General features: G+C 59.3%; 21 protein-coding genes and 2 pseudogenes. 11 read left to right on the forward strand and 12 right to left on the reverse strand.

Going from position 1 to position 16,435, the window contains the following annotated elements:
- The 10 genes and pseudogenes from JCM25143_RS08460 to JCM25143_RS21975 all read right to left on the reverse strand — a co-directional run.
- Nucleotides 1–1,278, reverse strand: a pseudogene (locus tag JCM25143_RS08460) (type IV secretion protein DotO); the annotation flags it as partial.
- A 51-nt stretch (nt 1,279–1,329) separates the two neighbouring features.
- Nucleotides 1,330–1,803, reverse strand: a complete 474-nt coding sequence (locus JCM25143_RS20785) for a hypothetical protein (protein WP_025860774.1) — start codon at nt 1,801–1,803, stop codon at nt 1,330–1,332.
- Entirely contained in the window at nt 1,803–2,198 is a 396-nt protein-coding gene (locus JCM25143_RS08470; protein WP_025860776.1) for a hypothetical protein, read from the reverse strand. The genes JCM25143_RS20785 and JCM25143_RS08470 overlap by 1 nt, the downstream gene beginning before the upstream one ends.
- A 23-nt stretch (nt 2,199–2,221) precedes the next feature.
- Nucleotides 2,222–2,782, reverse strand: a complete 561-nt coding sequence (locus JCM25143_RS23885; RefSeq protein ID WP_025860777.1) for a hypothetical protein — start codon at nt 2,780–2,782, stop codon at nt 2,222–2,224.
- 12 nt (nt 2,783–2,794) lie between these two features.
- Nucleotides 2,795–3,892: a hypothetical protein gene (locus tag JCM25143_RS21970; protein WP_148300059.1), complete on the reverse strand. Its 1,098-nt coding sequence runs from the start codon at nt 3,890–3,892 to the stop codon at nt 2,795–2,797.
- A 68-nt stretch (nt 3,893–3,960) separates the two neighbouring features.
- Nucleotides 3,961–4,176, reverse strand: a complete 216-nt coding sequence (locus JCM25143_RS20790; protein WP_025860779.1) for a hypothetical protein — start codon at nt 4,174–4,176, stop codon at nt 3,961–3,963.
- On the reverse strand, nt 4,173–5,249 hold the full coding sequence (locus JCM25143_RS20795) for a DotG/IcmE/VirB10 family protein (RefSeq protein WP_025860780.1): 1,077 nt from the start codon (nt 5,247–5,249) through the stop codon (nt 4,173–4,175). The genes JCM25143_RS20790 and JCM25143_RS20795 overlap by 4 nt, the downstream gene beginning before the upstream one ends.
- Nucleotides 5,246–6,193, reverse strand: a complete 948-nt coding sequence (locus JCM25143_RS08495; RefSeq protein WP_025860781.1) for a DotH/IcmK family type IV secretion protein — start codon at nt 6,191–6,193, stop codon at nt 5,246–5,248. The genes JCM25143_RS20795 and JCM25143_RS08495 overlap by 4 nt, the downstream gene beginning before the upstream one ends.
- Complete coding sequence (locus JCM25143_RS08500) at nt 6,193–6,831, reverse strand: DotI/IcmL/TraM family protein (protein ID WP_025860782.1); 639 nt, start codon at nt 6,829–6,831, stop codon at nt 6,193–6,195. Before JCM25143_RS08500 ends, JCM25143_RS08495 begins: the two co-directional genes overlap by 1 nt.
- Nucleotides 6,832–6,834: 3 nt before the next feature.
- Nucleotides 6,835–7,149 (reverse strand): hypothetical protein, encoded by a 315-nt coding sequence (locus JCM25143_RS21975; RefSeq protein WP_148300060.1) that lies wholly within the window; start codon nt 7,147–7,149, stop codon nt 6,835–6,837.
- Between the two features lie 871 nt (nt 7,150–8,020).
- Between JCM25143_RS21975 and JCM25143_RS22330 the strand changes: the two genes are divergently transcribed.
- From JCM25143_RS22330 to JCM25143_RS08555, 10 genes and pseudogenes are all read left to right on the forward strand, one after another.
- Nucleotides 8,021–8,182, forward strand: coding sequence for a hypothetical protein (locus JCM25143_RS22330; protein ID WP_159101618.1), 162 nt, complete (start codon nt 8,021–8,023; stop codon nt 8,180–8,182).
- Nucleotides 8,154–8,732: a hypothetical protein gene (locus JCM25143_RS08515; protein WP_148300061.1), complete on the forward strand. Its 579-nt coding sequence runs from the start codon at nt 8,154–8,156 to the stop codon at nt 8,730–8,732. Before JCM25143_RS22330 ends, JCM25143_RS08515 begins: the two co-directional genes overlap by 29 nt.
- Nucleotides 8,733–8,734: 2 nt before the next feature.
- Nucleotides 8,735–9,745, forward strand: a complete 1,011-nt coding sequence (locus JCM25143_RS18095) for a hypothetical protein (protein WP_051543099.1) — start codon at nt 8,735–8,737, stop codon at nt 9,743–9,745.
- Complete coding sequence (locus tag JCM25143_RS20800) at nt 9,721–9,912, forward strand: hypothetical protein (protein WP_051543102.1); 192 nt, start codon at nt 9,721–9,723, stop codon at nt 9,910–9,912. The genes JCM25143_RS18095 and JCM25143_RS20800 overlap by 25 nt, the downstream gene beginning before the upstream one ends.
- 9 nt (nt 9,913–9,921) lie before the next feature.
- Entirely contained in the window at nt 9,922–10,359 is a 438-nt protein-coding gene (locus JCM25143_RS08525; RefSeq protein ID WP_025860786.1) for a hypothetical protein, read from the forward strand.
- Nucleotides 10,360–10,749: 390 nt separating this feature from the next.
- Nucleotides 10,750–11,751 (forward strand): hypothetical protein, encoded by a 1,002-nt coding sequence (locus tag JCM25143_RS18100; protein ID WP_148300062.1) that lies wholly within the window; start codon nt 10,750–10,752, stop codon nt 11,749–11,751.
- On the forward strand, nt 11,748–11,945 hold the full coding sequence (locus JCM25143_RS08535; RefSeq protein ID WP_025860788.1) for a hypothetical protein: 198 nt from the start codon (nt 11,748–11,750) through the stop codon (nt 11,943–11,945). Before JCM25143_RS18100 ends, JCM25143_RS08535 begins: the two co-directional genes overlap by 4 nt.
- A 183-nt stretch (nt 11,946–12,128) precedes the next feature.
- Nucleotides 12,129–14,242, forward strand: a pseudogene (locus JCM25143_RS18105) (DotA/TraY family protein).
- 11 nt (nt 14,243–14,253) lie between these two features.
- Nucleotides 14,254–14,703 (forward strand): hypothetical protein, encoded by a 450-nt coding sequence (locus JCM25143_RS08550; RefSeq protein WP_025860791.1) that lies wholly within the window; start codon nt 14,254–14,256, stop codon nt 14,701–14,703.
- Nucleotides 14,704–14,729: 26 nt separating this feature from the next.
- Nucleotides 14,730–14,990 carry a hypothetical protein gene (locus JCM25143_RS08555; RefSeq protein WP_035370809.1) on the forward strand — a complete coding sequence of 87 codons (261 nt, stop codon included), beginning with the start codon at nt 14,730–14,732 and terminating at the stop codon, nt 14,988–14,990.
- On the opposite strand, the gene JCM25143_RS08560 is transcribed toward JCM25143_RS08555, so the two are convergent.
- Both JCM25143_RS08560 and JCM25143_RS08565 read right to left on the reverse strand, forming a co-directional pair.
- The gene (locus JCM25143_RS08560; protein WP_025860793.1) at nt 14,987–15,178 is read right to left on the reverse strand and encodes a hypothetical protein; all 192 of its coding nucleotides are present in this window, start codon (nt 15,176–15,178) and stop codon (nt 14,987–14,989) included. The genes JCM25143_RS08555 and JCM25143_RS08560 overlap by 4 nt on opposite strands.
- A 108-nt stretch (nt 15,179–15,286) precedes the next feature.
- Nucleotides 15,287–15,673: a hypothetical protein gene (locus JCM25143_RS08565; protein ID WP_025860794.1), complete on the reverse strand. Its 387-nt coding sequence runs from the start codon at nt 15,671–15,673 to the stop codon at nt 15,287–15,289.
- Between the two features lie 245 nt (nt 15,674–15,918).
- Here JCM25143_RS08565 and JCM25143_RS08570 point away from each other — a divergent pair, with 245 nt between their 5' ends.
- Entirely contained in the window at nt 15,919–16,401 is a 483-nt protein-coding gene (locus JCM25143_RS08570; RefSeq protein WP_148300063.1) for an SH3 domain-containing protein, read from the forward strand.
- Nucleotides 16,402–16,435: the final 34 nt, after the last annotated feature.

Genomic DNA, 16,435 nt, shown 5'->3' on the forward strand with positions numbered 1-16,435 from the left:
GCCGATGGCCTGTTCGAGGGTGGAGGCGCGCCGGGCCAGATGGACGCGCTCGCCGGTTGTCGCGCAGGTCGCAAAGGAGGTCCGGGCGGAAATGATGGTCTCGCCCGCTTTGCGTCGCCGCTCAAGATCCATGAAGGCTTCATAAACCGCGTGGTTGGGGCCGACACGCAGGATGGTCGCGAGTTCTTTTTTCCAGCCCATGAAGGTCGGGCGTGTTCCCTGTATCGTTGTCGTCATGCGCCAGGGCATACGATAGGCGGCCAGCCGCGCAGACAGTTCCGTGAAGGGCGTGGGCGTTTCGGACATGCGGGTTAGATCGAGCGGGCGCCAGTCCCGGGTCCCCAGCGTCACGGTGGAGAAATCCGGCTTGTACGCGTCATCCATGAAGATCTGTTCGCGCAGGGGCGGCCAGAGGGCGTCGGCGGCATTGGCCGGACGGTCTTCGTCGGGAATAATGGAGGGCGGACGTCTGCTGGGTGTTGAGGGTGTCCAGCTTGAACCGTGAACCTCGGGGTAAATCTCTTCACGGATGGCGCGCAGCGCGTTCTCGGGTGTGAGCTCATCCATCAGGATGCCCTGATGTTCGAAGGTGTGGCGGATATGGCTGACAAAGGCTGAATGGATGGTGGCGAGTTCCATGGACCCGATCAGCGGGTTCTGGCCATCGCCAAGATCGGGCAGGAATTTCGATGCCTCCGCGCGCTCCGCCTTGCTGGCGGCGAGTTCCTGTTTGGACAGACAGCCCTGACGGCTCCACAGGGCCAGCCAGGTCCGCTCATGGCGCATTCTGGGAATAAGGACGCGCTCACGTTCGGACAGGATGTCCTCGAACTGGGCGTTCAGCCCGGCGGCAATTTTGCGTCGTTCACTCAGATTGCGATTGACGAAGGCCGAGGCGTCCGGCTCGGCCATATAGAAAAACTGCATGGCGTGCCCCGGACCGTCCATCTGCCCGCCCATGGCCTGTCGTAAGGCGCGGGCCTTGGCCTCGATCTCGGCGCGGCTGGCCATCTGCCTCAGCCCCTTGACCCGCAGCAGGGTGACGTAATCGCCACTGAAGGTAATGAGACCGTGTTCGTCGCAGGTTGCCAGATCGCAGAAGGACGACAGATCCCGTTTGGACATCTGTGACAGAACGCCCAGACCCCGGAGCAGCATGTCCAACGGCCGGAATCCGCCCTTGAGCGGAACAGGGTTGTCCTGTTCGGGCGTAGGGTCCGGTGTCGCTGAAGGTGATGCGGGTGTCGGGGGCGGTTTTTTCTGCCACAGGCGTTTCATGGGGCGGGGTTCCGGTTGGTCAGGAGCGTGCTCAGCGCTTCGCTGTTCTGCTCACGCCATGCGGCGACGGGCAGGACACGCAGGCCGGAGGCGGCGTCCTTGCGTTTGAGCATGTGATGAGGGGCGAGGGTGGAGACTGCGAGGCGTAGGCGCGAGGTGATAGGTGCCGATTTTATCGGCAGCGGCTTCGCGACGTGTGGACAGATCGTCGAGGATTGCTAACGCCTGCTCACGCGGTGGCTGTCCGGGGGCGCACACCAGTAGGGCGGACCAGGCCGCGCGAACCAGACGCGACAGGCTGCCCTGATCGAGTTGGGGGAGCCAGATGATGGCGGCATGCTGGTCGATCTGCGTGTCGTCTGCCGCATAAGCGGGCGCGCAGACAAGGCAGAGCGGGGTGTCGTTGACGGTGAGGGTTGCACCAGCCAGACCGCAGCAGGCGCATGCGGTCCGGGCCTCTGCGGGGAGCGACCGGGTGGTCAGCCTCCCCTTGGGCGCGCGGAAATGGGCGACCAGATCGTGCATTACTGGTCGAAGGTGATTTTCTGCTGGGCGCCGGTGATGGAGCTTTTCTGGCCAAGAAATGTCTGGCTCAAAACGCCTTCGTAAATCGTAAAGCCGATCAGCAATGTTCCAACCAGCGCGGTTGAGACAATGGCCCCATATCCAATCTGTTGGCCACCTTTGCCGTTATGCTTCAGATAAATCATCACCAACGACCCGATAAGCATCCCGGAGCCGCCAATAAAGCCAACCATGTTGAGCCCATATTGCCAGCCGCTAAGTATATGCCCGCTTGCTGACTGCATCATTTCGTCGAATGCCTCAGCAGCGTGGGCATGACCGGAAAAACACACTGCGACGATTGCTGCGACAGAGAGCATGGTGAGCATACGTGGTGAGTTGATGCGTACATTCATGACATTTGTGTCCTTTTGCGAAATTATGAGGAAAGTAAGTGAAGTTTCTTTGCGAGCGCCGGTCCTATTGTGTCGGCGTTCATCAGCAGAAACCCGCCAAAGACCATGCACAGATTGGTGGTCGTTGACGTATTGCTCCGACCCTTCATGGTATTGAGCTGGCGCATGATGGACACGTAGACCCAGAAAGCGCCGTAGCTCATGAAGTAGTATCGGAAGACATGGAGAATTGCGGTCAGTGTCGCGGTCGGCCCCTGAGAGATTGCCGATTTGAGGCTGTCAGAAGAAAACGTGACCTGCCCTGCAGAATTGACGCCGCCGACGCTGGCTCTTGCTGAAAGGCCAAGCGTAGTGTTGCCCATGTTGAGGAAGTCAGGAAAGGAGAGGAGCGAGGCGCCTGCTGCGATCAGGGCGATGCAGACGGGGAGGCTGCTGGCGGCTCCCGTCGCGCCTTTACCCCGGCTGTAGAGTCCAAACAGGCTGCCCAGCAAACAGGCCGAGCCGCTGATAAAGCACAGCGTCGGGAGTGCTATGGCAAAGGCGCTGCCGATTGAGCCTGCGAAATCCAGAAGATCCTGCAACATGGTTTGTGCGCCTTAACGGATGGTGCCGTGTTCGGTGTGTACAACCCAGCCGCTGCCGGACTGCGTGACCGCGGTGACAGCCCCCCACCCGTCGAGCATCGAGCCGGGCTGCACGCGCACGGGCTGGCCCTGCGGACTTTCCAGAATGGCGATGTCGGGCGCGCCGGCCTGAACGGTGTAATGGGGGCGGGGAGCAGGGCGTTCAGCAGGCTGCGCATCGGTATGGGTATGATGCGTGGGCGCTGCTTCCGCCGTCTTGTGGGCGCTGTTGGTTGCGGACGCCGGTGCCGAGGATGCGGGAGCCGTTGCAGGTGCAGCGGGTGCGGTCGGTACATGGGTCGTCTGACTGGCTTCCAGCGTATCCTCGCGGTGCCGGAGTTCGTCGAGGCGACCGCCAACCGTACCCAGACCGGAGACGATCTGGTCATGCAGGGCGTGCTGGCTGGCTTCGAGCTTCTGTTCGAGCGTGTCGATCCGGTTCGTCATTTCGGTGAGCTTGTGGCTCATCTCCATGAAAAGCTGGTCTTCACCTGCCGTTGCGGAACGTCCCGCAGGCTGCTCCATCGGGGTTTCGGTCTCTTCGGGTGCAGTCTGTGCCGAGGCCGCGTCCACGCGCTGTGCTGCGGGCGCAGATGGTGCTGTCACAGGGATTGTCGTGGCGGATGTCGCGCCAGCATTGGCTGACACACCCTTGGCGGCGTTCACTGCGGGTGCTGTCGCCTGTTTTGCTGCGGTAGGCGGCGGTCCCAGATCAGGCGGCGTAATCCCCGAACTGTTCGCATCCGCTCCGCTTACAGACGCCGTCTGCGCGGCTGGTGCTACGTGTGTGACTGGCTTTTGGGGTGACGCGACATACGTTGCTGTAGCACCGATGCCCACAAGGGCGACAAACGCGACGCCAGCCCATAGGATTTTCGATCTGGCTATTGTTTTGAACCCCCCGGGGGTAGGGACACTGGCTGACATAGCCTGCGCCGCAACAGTTGGGCCTGTCGCGGCAGGCGCTTCACCGGGCTCTGCTGTTGCGTTCTTTGGGGCTTCGGCCCCTGCGGGCGATGGACCGGGCTGGCGTAGCATCGTGACAGACCCGGTTTGGGGTTCGGTGGTCATGGCGAGGGCTCCCATGGTTGCTCCTTGAGGTTGTCTCTTCAGTATCGCTCATCCGGTTGTGACGGCTGTCAGGGGCGATAGACGGGCTCATCGAAGAGAACTCCGACGCCGTCGTTCTGTTGGAGGAGGACGGTGGCCTGCTGGGGCGTGTTCTTCTGGATGATCTGCCCGAGCTGCTGGCCCATGGTTCCGGCGGCAGCACCCATCTGTTCGCCCAGATTGAGATGGGTGAACGACGACATGCCTGCGCCGTTGCTGTAATTTGTCGTGTTGGAGTTCATCATGCGTTGCCCAGCCCTTCGACGAAGGCAGACGCAGCGGGCAGGATGATTCGTGTCGCCAGATGTTCCCTGACTTCGGATGCGACACCGGCCTCTGCGGTCTTGGGTGACACGCCGTATGCTGAGACGGCGATAGGGTCAGCGTCCCCGATCATCAGTTTGTTGAACCTAATGACCAGCTTGTCGCTTTTCATCTGCGACGTGCCGCTGATACGGGCTTTAGCGAACGGGCCGCTGTCAATTTCGACTAGCACGTCGCTTCCTAGATCACTGTTTGTCGTAATAACGGAATGGCCATAGACGCCGCGCCCGGCAGGAAGCAGGAGGGTGCCTTTGGACATGCTGGTGGTCTGCGCCGCGGGCGCTGACGCGCCTCCCTCTGCCGCTCCTGTTGCCGCTGGGGGCTGTGTAAACGTCGCAGGTGCGGCAGCTGCTGTCTGGAAACCAGCGCCGCCAGCACCGCCACGACCGCGTTCTGCTCCCGGTATTTCCAACGAGACCCGTGGCCCACCGGACCACGCGGCAATCAGCTCCATCTGGGCGCGCTCCGACATCTGACCCGGTTCCGGGGGCTTTTCAGCCGGTGCTGTATTGAAATGAGCAGCGGGTGGGCGGGCTGAGCGGGGTGCAAAGGATGCCACCGGAGGCGTGGGCTGTGCCGCTGGGGGTGGCTCATGATGGACGGCTGGCGGCGTGGGAGGCGGTGGTGGTTTTTGGGCTACGTCGGGGGTGTCGCCTATTTCTGCAGCGGCGCCCTGCGGGTCAGGTAAATCCTGCCCGGATAGGGCGCTGGTGTATGACTTCCCCGCCTTACGCGCGGCCTGTGATGCCTGCTCGTCGCGTTTGCGCGCCAAATCATCTATGGTTTTGGAGTGATTGGCTCCGCCGGCCGGACTTTTCATGTCCGGATGCGTGATCTGGGCGGACTCAGGAGCGTGAGTTGCTGGGGCAAAGAGGAAATAGCTGCCGCCTACAAGCACAACCAGCGCACCGCCCACCCACGGCGCTAGTCTGCGCGTATTCTCGAACGAGGATTTGAGGGAGGTGGGGGCGCTCCCCTGCGGTTCGGTGCTCACGGTCCGTCCTCCTGTACGGAGACGGGAACGAGACGTTCCCCTGTTGACATGAGCAGCCGTGTGGAAAACGGCGCTGCATAAGCGGTCACGTCAAACGCACTGACATGCGCGGTGGCCGCCGGGGATGAGAGCTCGAATGTTGTGCGGATATACATGACGTCTTTCAGTTTCCACGCGCGGAGACGATCAGCGCTTACGCCAGAGACGAGCAGGGGCACCGCTTCCATGGGGGGGATACCATCGAGCAGATTGTTCAGAACGGGGTCAGACGTATCCGGTACGGCACCCAGCGTTGACGCCTGATCCTTGGCGTTTGGCCCCCTTCGGGTGATCCTGACTGTCAGATCGGCGTCATACGCCCCTGTGCCTGCGACAATCATGAAGCTAATGGGCTTTGGGGCGTCCTTGAGCGTGACCAGAAGACCGCCCCGCGGGTAGCGCGACACCGGCGTAATCTGCAGGATATTGGAACCTGCCTGCGGCACGCAGGCATTGATGCCGACCGCGCGGATGGGCGACTTGTCGTTCCCTTTTCCATCCCCGTCGCAACTGGCGGCCTTGTTGGTCGCCAGATCCCAGGCAATGGGCCATGGCTGGCCGGTTGCATCCAGAAAGGTAATTGCGGACGGATAGCCCTGTGCGAGCCGCACGATCGGGATCTGCGCGCCCGGCTCGAAGGCGATATTCAGCGATCGTGACGTGGGGCTGGCCAGAAGATGCGGGTCATCTTCAGCATCGAGCGCTTTCTGGCCGCCGTCATAGCGATCGTAAAGATCTTGCCGGACAGAAGGCGGTGGGGGCAGGGTGCCCGCGTAGAGCGGATCGATATGCTCTTTTTCCCGATCATCCGGCCCACCGTTCTGACGCGCCTGTGCGAGGGCCGTCAGGGGCACACAGAGTATCATGCCCAGCATGAGCACAAGAGAAAGCCTGTTTATCCGCATCAGGATGTCGCCTTGGGTGCGTTCAGCTGTGTGATGATCAGACCATCGGGATGAAGGGGGTCATTTGTCCTCTGAATGGTGACTCTGACAGCCAGCACATCGGTTTTTTCACCGGCGGCATTGGTCCATTTCAGATACATGGGAAAGGCTACATGCCATTCGTAATCGCCGTGCCTGTTCAGGCCGGCGCTTTCGATACTGGCCGCGGTCTTGATTGCGGCTGTCAGGATAACCTGTTTCGTGCGGATGAACTCGATGTTGCCCGGCCCCTGAAAGGCCGCGGCCCAGCTGTTCCACGCCTCACCGGAGAAATATCCCGCGCAACCGTCGAGATGTTTCCCGTAGTCCATATAATTGAACGTGTAGAGATCCGTCACTTTATCCATGGCCCAGTTCATGACCTGAGAGTCCGTGAAATAGGGCTGATCGGTGACGATCAGTTCACGGGGTCTGCCGAACGGGTCATGATAGATGTGCTGGGGTTTTGGTCTGTGTGTGACCTCATAAAACAGGGCGAATGACACCACGGAACTCTCACAGAGTGCGGCGATCAGAACAAAACAGAGGTAGCGGATGACCTGACGGGCAAAAGCTGGGTCATTGAGCCGTCTTGTTACGGCTTCGTAAGTGTTGCGCATGGTTCAGGCCATGCAGTCATTGGCGAGTGCGTGGGGAACGTATTCACCAATCCCGTCGAGGGTCGCACGTCTGCGGGAGAGGAACAGTTTACCGAGGAAACTGTAATGAATTTTTCGGGCTTCACGGGGCCGCACGAAAAATGGACGGCCTGTAATCCGGCAGATTTTGCGGATGAGTTGCCCGGCGACTGTCTCGTTGACAGGAGCGTCCTGAGGGCTGCCCTGGGGGATCGTATTGTTGAGGGGGAGGCCCGCGCGATCAGGCAGTCCGACACGCCGTGCGGCTTCTGAGACGGCACTACGCTTGAGTCCAAGCATCTGGGCGATGCAGGTTACGGAAAAGAGGCGTTTCCATAAATCGGCGAGGAGATCGATCGCCGTGCTGTTCCAGATCAGACGCCCGGATGCGGTGCGCTGGACAGAAGAAAAATAATCAGAAAATGCGTGAGAGGCGGTTGAAGTTATCCCCAGATTGTGGGCGGGGGGGGGGGACTTCAATGCAAAGGCGGCGTTAGCCGCCCGACCGCGTAGCGGTCGCCGGAGCCCAAGGCGCTGAGCCTTGCGGCGTACGGCACCAAGGGTACGCCCGATCAGTTTTGAAATAACCGGTGCTGCCGTGATCGAGGGATAGCGCGCGCGAGATAGATTTCTTCATCGCTGGACCAGCCTGCAGGCGTTGTTGTTGGTGGCTTACGAAAGCCTGAACCCCGGCCCGGTTGCGCTTCAGTAGGAAAGGGCCACGCCAGTTGCGTGGGAGGGGTCATTCTCCGGAACAGGCTCTGCACTATATGGGCTCCAGCAATGTCGGGATCGAATATCTGCCCTTCGTTATCATAACGGAATCGCATTCCGCATCTTTTTTTATCCGTTTTGTACTGGCAGCGACCAGAAGAGGAGTTTTATAATTTGTAGATATATTACCGTTTTCTGACTCGATTAACAATTTGTCTGCTCTGACCTGTACCTCGCGCATAGCTGAAATGGCGCAGCGGGTCGTGAAAAAGCCAGCTTTATGCCTCTATTTTTATTGGTCACACGATTAATAATCCATTCCAGACAGCTGTAAAATAGTTAACAGAATATCTCCTTTGTTGATCTAGTCTTTTTGGGAGGCGTTCGCGTGCCCCTTAAAACAGCGTCACAACGGATGAGCGCATACTGACTTTGTGAAACCTCACAAGGACAGATCATGACCGTTTCTCGATCCGGAGCGTCGACCGCTTCACCCACACCAAACTGGCTTACGGCGGATTATGCCCGGCGTATTCTCGGTGCCATTGCCTTTCCGGGTGATGGGCCTCCCACCGCCCCCCTGTCGCCTGATGCGACAACCAGGGAGGCGACATCATGAAAAGGGGCTTACGCCACGCCTGCCCCTTGTCGCATTCGTTGGTCTGATGCTTTCCACCAGTGTCGCCTCAGCGGCCTCGGAAGGCTGTCAGGCACTGGTTCAGGCGGCAGCAACGGGGGCGGCTGCCCAGATGAAAGCCGACGATGCGCTTATTCATCAGCCTGAATCGGTGACCAAATTCACCTGTCTCGACAGCTTTTTTAACGGTGTCGGCCTAGACCTGCTCACCAATGGTCTCAACGTATCCTCTATTGCGCAAAGCGTCATGGGCAAGATCTGCTCTGAGGTCAGTTCCGCCTGGAGTAGCATGGAAGGTTCGGCGGAGTGTGGGCTGACACTGACCGGGCCGGATACGAACTTCGATCTGGGTCTTGGCTCTGGCACCGTCTGTCCAACGGTCAGTTTTGGAGGTGGAGGCGACACGCTCATCAACAGCGGGACGAACGGCTCGGGCACCAATAACTGGGATGTCGATAGCTCCCTGCAGCTCCCGACCGGGTATTCACTGGGCGATGCCGCGCAGGCGTTCGGCCTTTCGGGGGGGGGCTGACCATGTCGCGCTCTCCTTCCCGCCTGCGCCTCGTTCTTATGCTGTGTGGCTGCTTTCTTCTTGGGCAGTTTTTCGCACCGGCACCGGCTCGGGCTTTCGGATTTGATATTGCTCCTATCCTGGGTGCCATCAGCGCCGCTCAGGGCGCGATTACAACCGTTACTACAACGGCCCAGAATGTTATTAACGGCACACTGGGTCTCATGAATGACAAGCTCGGTATGGGCGTCAGCCAGATCACCAACTACCTCAAGGGGCAGATTGGCGCGCAACAGCAGATCGCTGATGCCAATAACATGGTGCAGGCCGAACTGGCCAAGGAAGTGCGCCATGCCGAGATACAGGATCTCCACGCAGTAAACCGTCAGGACTGCCTGAACCTGGAAGGCGGGCAGGCACAGGTCGTTGCTGCGCGGCAGGCCAGTGATGTCGCGGTCGCGCTGGATGTTGCCAAAGGCGCGCGCACCCGAGCCGAGAAAGGCACGCCGTCCTGGGCAGGCAGCGGGCAGGGCGCGCAGGCGAATAATAACGCGCATCTGGGTAAATATTGCGACGACGCCGAGGCGGATGCGGGGCTGTGCAAACTGCCCGATGATACCATGAAAGGCGCTGATCAGGCCGCCACGAGCATGTTCACCCCCCTTGTCTACCACGGCAAGGACGCGATGGACCGTGCGAATGCGTACGCCGTAACCCTGATTGAGCCTGTCGCTCCTGGCGCTCAGAGGGGCAGCGCCATTACTTCCACAGCGGGGCAGCAGGAGCTTCCTTTCCGCCGCTCTTACAACGCGGCGCTGCATCTGGCTCATATGATCGCCGATCATGTGCTCAGCCAGCGGGCCGAGACCATTACCCTGACCGCGGCGCAAAAAGCGAGGCACAGCGCGAGGGGCTGGCCGTTACCGATCAGGGTTCTTCATGGGAAGCCACGGAGCTTGAGATCAACCGGAAATATTCCGGCACGGACTGGCAGGCCGATCTCCAGGCCATGTCGTCTGACAAGTCCGTTCTGATCCAGATCGCTCTGCTTGATGCCCAGCGCAACTGGCTCCTGTGGAACGCTTACAAACTTCAGGAAATGACCGCAGTGGCGGAAGCCAAACGCCTTGCGATCGCGGCTGACGACGCCTCAGCCGTCATTCTGCCGGCACCGTGTCGGTTCCCTCTCCCTAAGACATAAGGAAACACCATGTCCGAAACACTCTCGGCCGTGCAGCCCACGGCGACCCCGTCCTCAACCATGAGCGGCGTGCTGCAGGCGATGGCGCAACAGCAGCAGTCCGTGCCGGAAGACCAGCGCGGGCTGGCGGATCGGCTGAAAGAGCTGCAGGAGCAGCTCGAAAATGACCCCGCTTTGGAGAACGATCCGAAATTCGCCACCCATGTCGCATGGCTCATGCAGGACTGGCCGAAATTCAGTGGCACCGGGCAGGCGGTGCAGGTGTCGCCGCTTCTCCACGCGGGACTGAATGCGATGGCGGGCCAGTATCCCGGTATGAGTAATCCGCAGATGGCTCCATGCTCCAGCAGACTGCTGCCATGGATGATCGCCAGCTTGTCGCGGATATTCGTAATGCCAGCGTGGAGCTGGGTGGTCTGCCTGCGGAGCAACAGACCTCTTTTCTGATTTCTGCCGGGGTGAACGCTCTTGAGGCCAGAGCGGCTCAGGCCGGTGTCGTCCCCGCACCACAGCCGTCTCCTGTTGCCCAACCTGCTCCTGCCCCTCAGGCCCCGCCAGTCGTGGCGCCATCGGCGTCCGTTGCCGCACCTGAAGCTGTTGCAGAAAGCGTCGCTCCAACAGCGTTGGCAGGTGGGACGGAACACTCTCAGCGTGCTCATCAAACGGCCTCAGAAGAACAAGGCATTAGCGAACGGGGATAATGCGGGGCACACCAATCCATCTGGGGTGATCTCATGGAACGACCTGCCGCCCGACGTACCAACCAACGCTCCAGGCGCAGTGTCATGGCGAGATATTTCACCGGCTGGCCCAGGCAGTTCGTCCGCCGAACATAATGTGCCTTCCGAACCGGTTCCGCCGGTTGCCGCCGAAAATGTCACGCAGGCGGTCTCTCATGAGGCGGTAGCTGAAACGGGACAGGAGTTGGCTGAGCCGGGACGCCCTTCCAGCGGGCAGGACATGGAGCATGACGATCCGTCATTTGGCCACGCGTCGATGAATGTTCCGTTTGGTGACGAAGACGGCGCCCCTTCGCCCCGCGCCAACGAAACAGTCGATGCGACGAGAGGGGAGCCGGAGGCTCAGGCCACGCAGCCTGCACAGGAGCCCAGCCCGACCGCCGGGGAACGGGCAGCCCACGCTGGGGTGACGGAAGAACAAGAAAATGAAGCGCGTCGGCGGGATGCTGAACTCAATAAACAGGCCCAAGGCACTCCCCCCGAGCAGCAGCAAGGAACCCAGCAGCAGCCGAAACAGGCGGAGCAGACCAATGGGCAGACGGGGCAGGGTAACACCCAAAGCCAGACCCGGGCCAAAGAAATAGAAGGCCAGCAGTTGGAAACTAAAGCCGCTTCCACAGAGCAGGCTCAGGCCTCTGCTCAGGCACAACCTGCCGCCCAACCAACGCAGACGGCTACCGCCAGTCTGGCGGGGCATGCCGTCTCCAAGGTGGGTAATTTTGCCAAATCATGGTTTGCCAATCAGGGAGCCGCGTCTGATCAGCGCCGGATCGATAGTCTGGTCGCCACCGTAGACGGCAACATCCGTATGGCTGAGACGAACTATCAGGACCTTAAACTGACAGCCGCGCCCTTCTTCAAAAAGATGGAGGAAACCGCGAAGCAGGAAGGCGTCAGGCCCGCCGAACTGATGGCCAGCATGGGAGAGGGTGGCAAGCATCATGGCCTGTGGCAGGAGTTCACTAAACTCCGGATGACCGACGAGCGGGTCGGCAAAGCTACAGCGATCTGGGCCACACCCTGCAGGATATGCGTCTTAATCTTGGCTCGCTCCAGAACGAGGCAGCGGAGCGTGGGGCGACCAACGCCCAGTCCGTGATTGATGTCGAAGAACGGGCCGGCAAAAAGGCCATGGAGATGGAAGACGTGCCCGGCCGTGATGCGGGGCAAAGCCTCATCAAAAGTATCGGCGGCGCGCTCGAACGCATCATGGAGAAGGTGAAGGCGCGTTTTTTGGCTCTCACCCAGGGACGTGAGCAGGGCCGCGACACCAGCCCGTCCATGGGAGCCTGAGCCATGCGTGGTGTGTCCAAAATGGCGCGGCAGCCGTCATGCGTTCTGGCGGCGTTTCTGGGAGGGCTGGTCCTGCTTCATGCAGGGCCAGCCTATGCTGCGAGCGGCTTTGAGAGCGTAAGCTGGGCAGACCTTACAGGGGGCGATGACTGGTCTTTCCGCGTTCTCGATAGCCTGTTCCCTATGGACGGCACCGCGCAAACCGCGACCGGCACGCTCCTGCAATGGTTTACCTCCTTTGTCGCCATTATGGCGGCGTTCTGGATCCTGTATTCCATCCTGGCGCAGATCCACAAAACCGCTGAAACCGGAAAGGTCTTCTCCGCCAGTTTCAACGGCTGGGTACCCATTCGCGGCGTTGCCAGCGTTATCATGCTACTCCCCGTGCTCAACGGCTTTTCTCTTGGTCAAAACCTGATCGTCAATTTCTCCAAAGCGTCTATTGGCATGGCGGTGATCGAAGAAAATGTCGTCATGAACGCGGTGGGGCCGCAGGCGCTGCCTCTGGCAACGCCCATAATTCCGGGCTCACGTCAGGTCGTTCTGGGTGTCATAGAGAGCGAGATCTGCCGGGCGCTCATCAACAAGGCGTCCAACAATCCTGACCTCGTCCCCGAGCCTGCTATCATTGATGATGGCAACGGGACGGTCTCCATCTCCTACAACATGGCAAACGGCAATGGCACAGCCATGCCGACCTGCGGGCTGGTGTCCATCAGCACGCCCGTGAGGACGGCAACCACCACCGAATATCAGAGCATTGATTTCAGCGGGGTCAGTAGCCAGCAGATTGAGTCCCTCAAAACGCTGACAACCAATGTCCGCTCCGGTTTGCAGAACACCATAACCTCTCTCTGGGAAACCCGGGATATTGCCACGCTTGGCACGCTCAACTCGGTGTTCGTAGCGCAGACAAATTACCTCAATGGCCAGTTCACAACCATCGCCTCCAGTGTGGTCTCAGCCGTCCGTAACGCGGCCGGATCATCGGCCAGCGATAATTCCGCGACATCAGAGCTTCGGTCGCTCGGCTGGACCGGGCTTGGGGCTTATTATCTCGAAATTTCCCGCCTGAACGCGGAAGTTATTTCTGTATCCTCGATCACGCCTGCCGTCGTAGCGCCCTCATGGGCGGGCACAGGTCCATATCTTGGGCAAGATTTGCAACCTTTCATCAAAAGTGTGTCCAGCTATCTCGGTAAAATGGATGCGACACTCCAGACCGCCGATGCGCCCACGCCAAACAGCACGTCGCCCCGGTTGTATGCCAGCGCCCATGTCTCTTCGGACAGCACGGCAATCTGGACGAAGGTGCTGAATTACCTGAACTTCGGCCCCGGTACGCTGGAACTCATCATGAACCATCTGGTTATGGGGAGTTCTGGCACGGACTGGGTTGATCCGCTCGGAGCCATGATCGGCCTTGGTCATCTGCTCATTCATCTGGCGCTGACGACCGTTGCGCTGTCAGTGGCAGCCGGCAGTGTCTCAGTCGATGTCAGCGCGGGGTTGCTATCCTTCGTGACGGGTCAGTGGGAAGGGGTGGCGGCGTCCACGGCGGCGGCCTTTCTGAGCGGAACCATTACCCGCCTGCTTCCGGTGATTTTTACAGCCTGTCTGTTCCTGCTCACCTCCGGGGTTACACTGGCCTACGTTCTGCCAATGATGCCCTATCTGTATTGGATTGCTGGCGTTACGGCTGGTTCCTGCTGGTTGTCGAGGCTGTCGCCTATGCGCCTCTGTGGTTCCTCGCCCATATGACGTTCTCAGGCGATGGCATCCACGGCAAAGGCGTGCGGGGCTATGAAGTGCTGTTCACCATCCTCTTCCGGCCGTCGATGATGGTGATCGGCATGGTGTTCAGTTACACGGTGTTTTCCGCCATATCCTGGCTGCTGATGAAAAGCTTTCTGGTCGCCTCCACCTTTACGCTGGATCATGGCTATCTCACCGATAACTGGGTGGGTATTATTGCCATGATCATCATGTATTCAGCCATGGAGATGACCACCGCGACATTATCCTTCCGGCTGATAACGACATTGCCACATCATATGGCCTCTATGGTCGGGTTTGGTGCGGCCAGTCGTGTGGATGCGGAAGACTTCGAGAAATCTGCGACCCGGCCGGTGCAGCAGGGGGCCGATACAGGCCGTCAGCTTGGCATACAGTATCTCGAAGGATTGAAAGACGAGGCAAAAAAAAGTGGTGGCGGGGGGCGTTCTGGTGGTACACTTCCAGCAATGGATACGACAACGGCCGCACAGGTGCGGCCGATTACACAGACCGATGTTTGAGGGCCTGACCCATGAGCGGTGATTTTGTAACAGCCGGTGCATTAGGTGGTATTCGCGGGTCACTCCGGCGGGTGGCCAATGATCTGGAACAGCAGAACCACGCTGTAGCAGCACTCGCCCAGCAGGTGCAGATTGCCAACCAGTGGCAGGTCAAGGCTTTCAATCTCCAGAGCCAAGTGACGGAGTGGAAAGCTTGGGGAAAGGACAATCTAGAAGGCTGGAAGAAAGAAGAGCAGGTTTCGGCCGATCTGCGCCAGCAGCTCGCTCAGGCGCAGGAAGCCCTGCGGGCGGAGAAGGACCGAGGGTGGGAAGAACTAAATGAGCTGAACGAGAAGTATAATAAACTCGTGAGAAAAACTAATAAGCTCGTCAGGTGTGTAAACACCGTCAAAGCTCAGCCGGGCAACGCGGTTGCGCTGATTACTGCCCTTGAGACAGACCTGAAAGCACAGCAAGGGTGAGGGCTTCTATTCCTCTGCTTGGCTGCATGCTGGCGCTTTCCGGGTGTGCGCATGGGAATCTGCGTTCGGCGAATGACAGGCCGCTCAAACCGCCCCCGGTGCGTCAGGCACAGTATAACCCCTATGCGGCTTATGGCTCATCCCCCGCCCACTGGTCGCCCTCTGTCGCCTCGCGTGAGGGCACTATCGTCCGACCCACCGACCCGGCCGATCAGGGCAGTCGCCCAGACTATGAACACGCCAAATGGGCAGTTTCACAGGTCGCAGGACGCGCTGGCACTTTCTAAGGAACCCCGTCACAAAGAAACACTTCATACTGCTTGGGAAACGAGGCGATAGCCTGATCCTGATCGGTATGGAGTTTTTTTATGGGTTCGATTGTAGAGTGTACATTGAAAGCCGGAGAGCGCGGCGCGCCATTGCAGGAAATACCGCAAGCGACAACGCGGCGGATGGTGCTGGCGGACTTGCTCATGGAGCATCTGAACCGCAGAGCAGCTCAGGTCCGACGTGAGTACTCCTTAGCCGACGACTGACAAAAGAGGCTCAGGCGGCCGATTGGACACGCCTGAGCCATCCAGACTTAGCTGCCCAGGCCAGCGCGGGTCTGCACGTCGGAATCCGACAGCGTGTGATGCCAGACAACACCGTCCTTGAAGATGATGTTCAGCGTCTTCGCCTTGCCATGCTGGCCCTGCACGAACGCGCCATAGTACGGGATGAAGTTCGTCCCGTTTTCTTTCGTTTTCACGAACTCGTATTTCCAGATTTCATGACCGCTATCCGTGAAGCTGGTGCCCAGCGGATCGCCATAGATCGCCTTGACCTGTGCTTGCGTCGTTACGCCATCATGGATTTTCTGATCGACGCTTTCAGACGTTTCGTTCTTGATCGAAACATTGCCCGACGATGCACATGCGGAAACAGCCAGAAGAACGGCCAGGCATCCGGCTTTCGCAAACTTTTTCATCAATTCAAATTCCCTATAAAAACAAAGCATTATTCTGTCTTGTGCATAGATATGCAGTCAGAAGAGCAATGCGCCCTCTCAGTCGCAAAAAAACCTTTGTTAATCAATGTATCTTTCCATTAGTTATTAAACGTCCATTCAATTACTGGTCTTTTTTGCACTCTTAATACTATGTTCACCTGAAATATGGTTTTGCGATCTTTCTCGTGTTAATCGAAAGGTTCAACCACAAAGAGGGGTTTCCCGTGTCGCTTATGCCAAAACTGGCCATCGCACTACTCGCTACTGGGATGTTTGTTTCTGCCGCACAGGCCCAGACGATGTCGCCTGCCGAACTGGATCGGCTTTCGGCTCAACGGCAGGCCGAAATCGGTCCGCGCGACTGGGGTGCGCCTGTCGAACCCGCTCCCGAAGCCCCGCCCGTTCCCCTGAAGGAGCCCGTCACCTGCATGTCGCCCCGGACCGAGTTCGAGACCCTCTATGCCGGGCCGAGCAAACACGCGAAAAAAATCGGTGTCGCGTTACCTCAGTTGGCCGTGACGGCGACAACCTCGGGCGAGTGGACACGGATCATCCGTGGCCAGGGCAGTTACGCATGGATCCCAACGGCAGATGTCCTGCCTTGGCGTTCGACAACCGCCAAGGCGGGCACCCGCTGTTCTATCGCGGGTATCCGCCCCTCGGATGGCATTGTCGTGTTCTCTTATATCCGGGCGCTTGAGGACTGAGGCCTGCGCACAAGCACGTTGCGTAGGTCAGTCC

The sequence above is a fragment of the Acetobacter papayae JCM 25143 genome (assembly GCF_000613285.1).
Classification (GTDB): Bacteria; Pseudomonadota; Alphaproteobacteria; order Acetobacterales; family Acetobacteraceae; genus Acetobacter; species Acetobacter papayae.

Bases quoted from the DNA above. Each gene is read 5' to 3' on its own strand.
- JCM25143_RS20785 (WP_025860774.1), bottom strand. From the start codon at position 1,803: ATGCACGATCTGGTCGCCCATTTCCGCGCGCCCAAGGGGAGGCTGACC.
- JCM25143_RS22330 (WP_159101618.1), top strand. From the start codon at position 8,021: ATGACCGTTTCTCGATCCGGAGCGTCGACCGCTTCACCCACACCAAAC.
- JCM25143_RS18095 (WP_051543099.1), top strand. From the start codon at position 8,735: ATGTCGCGCTCTCCTTCCCGCCTGCGCCTCGTTCTTATGCTGTGTGGC.
- JCM25143_RS23885 (WP_025860777.1), bottom strand. From the start codon at position 2,782: ATGTTGCAGGATCTTCTGGATTTCGCAGGCTCAATCGGCAGCGCCTTT.
- JCM25143_RS08525 (WP_025860786.1), top strand. From the start codon at position 9,922: ATGTCCGAAACACTCTCGGCCGTGCAGCCCACGGCGACCCCGTCCTCA.
- JCM25143_RS20800 (WP_051543102.1), top strand. From the start codon at position 9,721: ATGTCGTCTGACAAGTCCGTTCTGATCCAGATCGCTCTGCTTGATGCC.
- JCM25143_RS08550 (WP_025860791.1), top strand. From the start codon at position 14,254: ATGAGCGGTGATTTTGTAACAGCCGGTGCATTAGGTGGTATTCGCGGG.
- JCM25143_RS21970 (WP_148300059.1), bottom strand. From the start codon at position 3,892: ATGACCACCGAACCCCAAACCGGGTCTGTCACGATGCTACGCCAGCCC.
- JCM25143_RS08560 (WP_025860793.1), bottom strand. From the start codon at position 15,178: ATGAGCAAGTCCGCCAGCACCATCCGCCGCGTTGTCGCTTGCGGTATT.
- JCM25143_RS08515 (WP_148300061.1), top strand. From the start codon at position 8,154: ATGCGACAACCAGGGAGGCGACATCATGAAAAGGGGCTTACGCCACGC.
- JCM25143_RS21975 (WP_148300060.1), bottom strand. From the start codon at position 7,149: ATGCTTGGACTCAAGCGTAGTGCCGTCTCAGAAGCCGCACGGCGTGTC.
- JCM25143_RS20790 (WP_025860779.1), bottom strand. From the start codon at position 4,176: ATGATGAACTCCAACACGACAAATTACAGCAACGGCGCAGGCATGTCG.
- JCM25143_RS08565 (WP_025860794.1), bottom strand. From the start codon at position 15,673: ATGAAAAAGTTTGCGAAAGCCGGATGCCTGGCCGTTCTTCTGGCTGTT.
- JCM25143_RS08470 (WP_025860776.1), bottom strand. From the start codon at position 2,198: ATGAATGTACGCATCAACTCACCACGTATGCTCACCATGCTCTCTGTC.
- JCM25143_RS08500 (WP_025860782.1), bottom strand. From the start codon at position 6,831: ATGCGCAACACTTACGAAGCCGTAACAAGACGGCTCAATGACCCAGCT.
- JCM25143_RS08495 (WP_025860781.1), bottom strand. From the start codon at position 6,193: ATGCGGATAAACAGGCTTTCTCTTGTGCTCATGCTGGGCATGATACTC.
- JCM25143_RS08555 (WP_035370809.1), top strand. From the start codon at position 14,730: ATGCTGGCGCTTTCCGGGTGTGCGCATGGGAATCTGCGTTCGGCGAAT.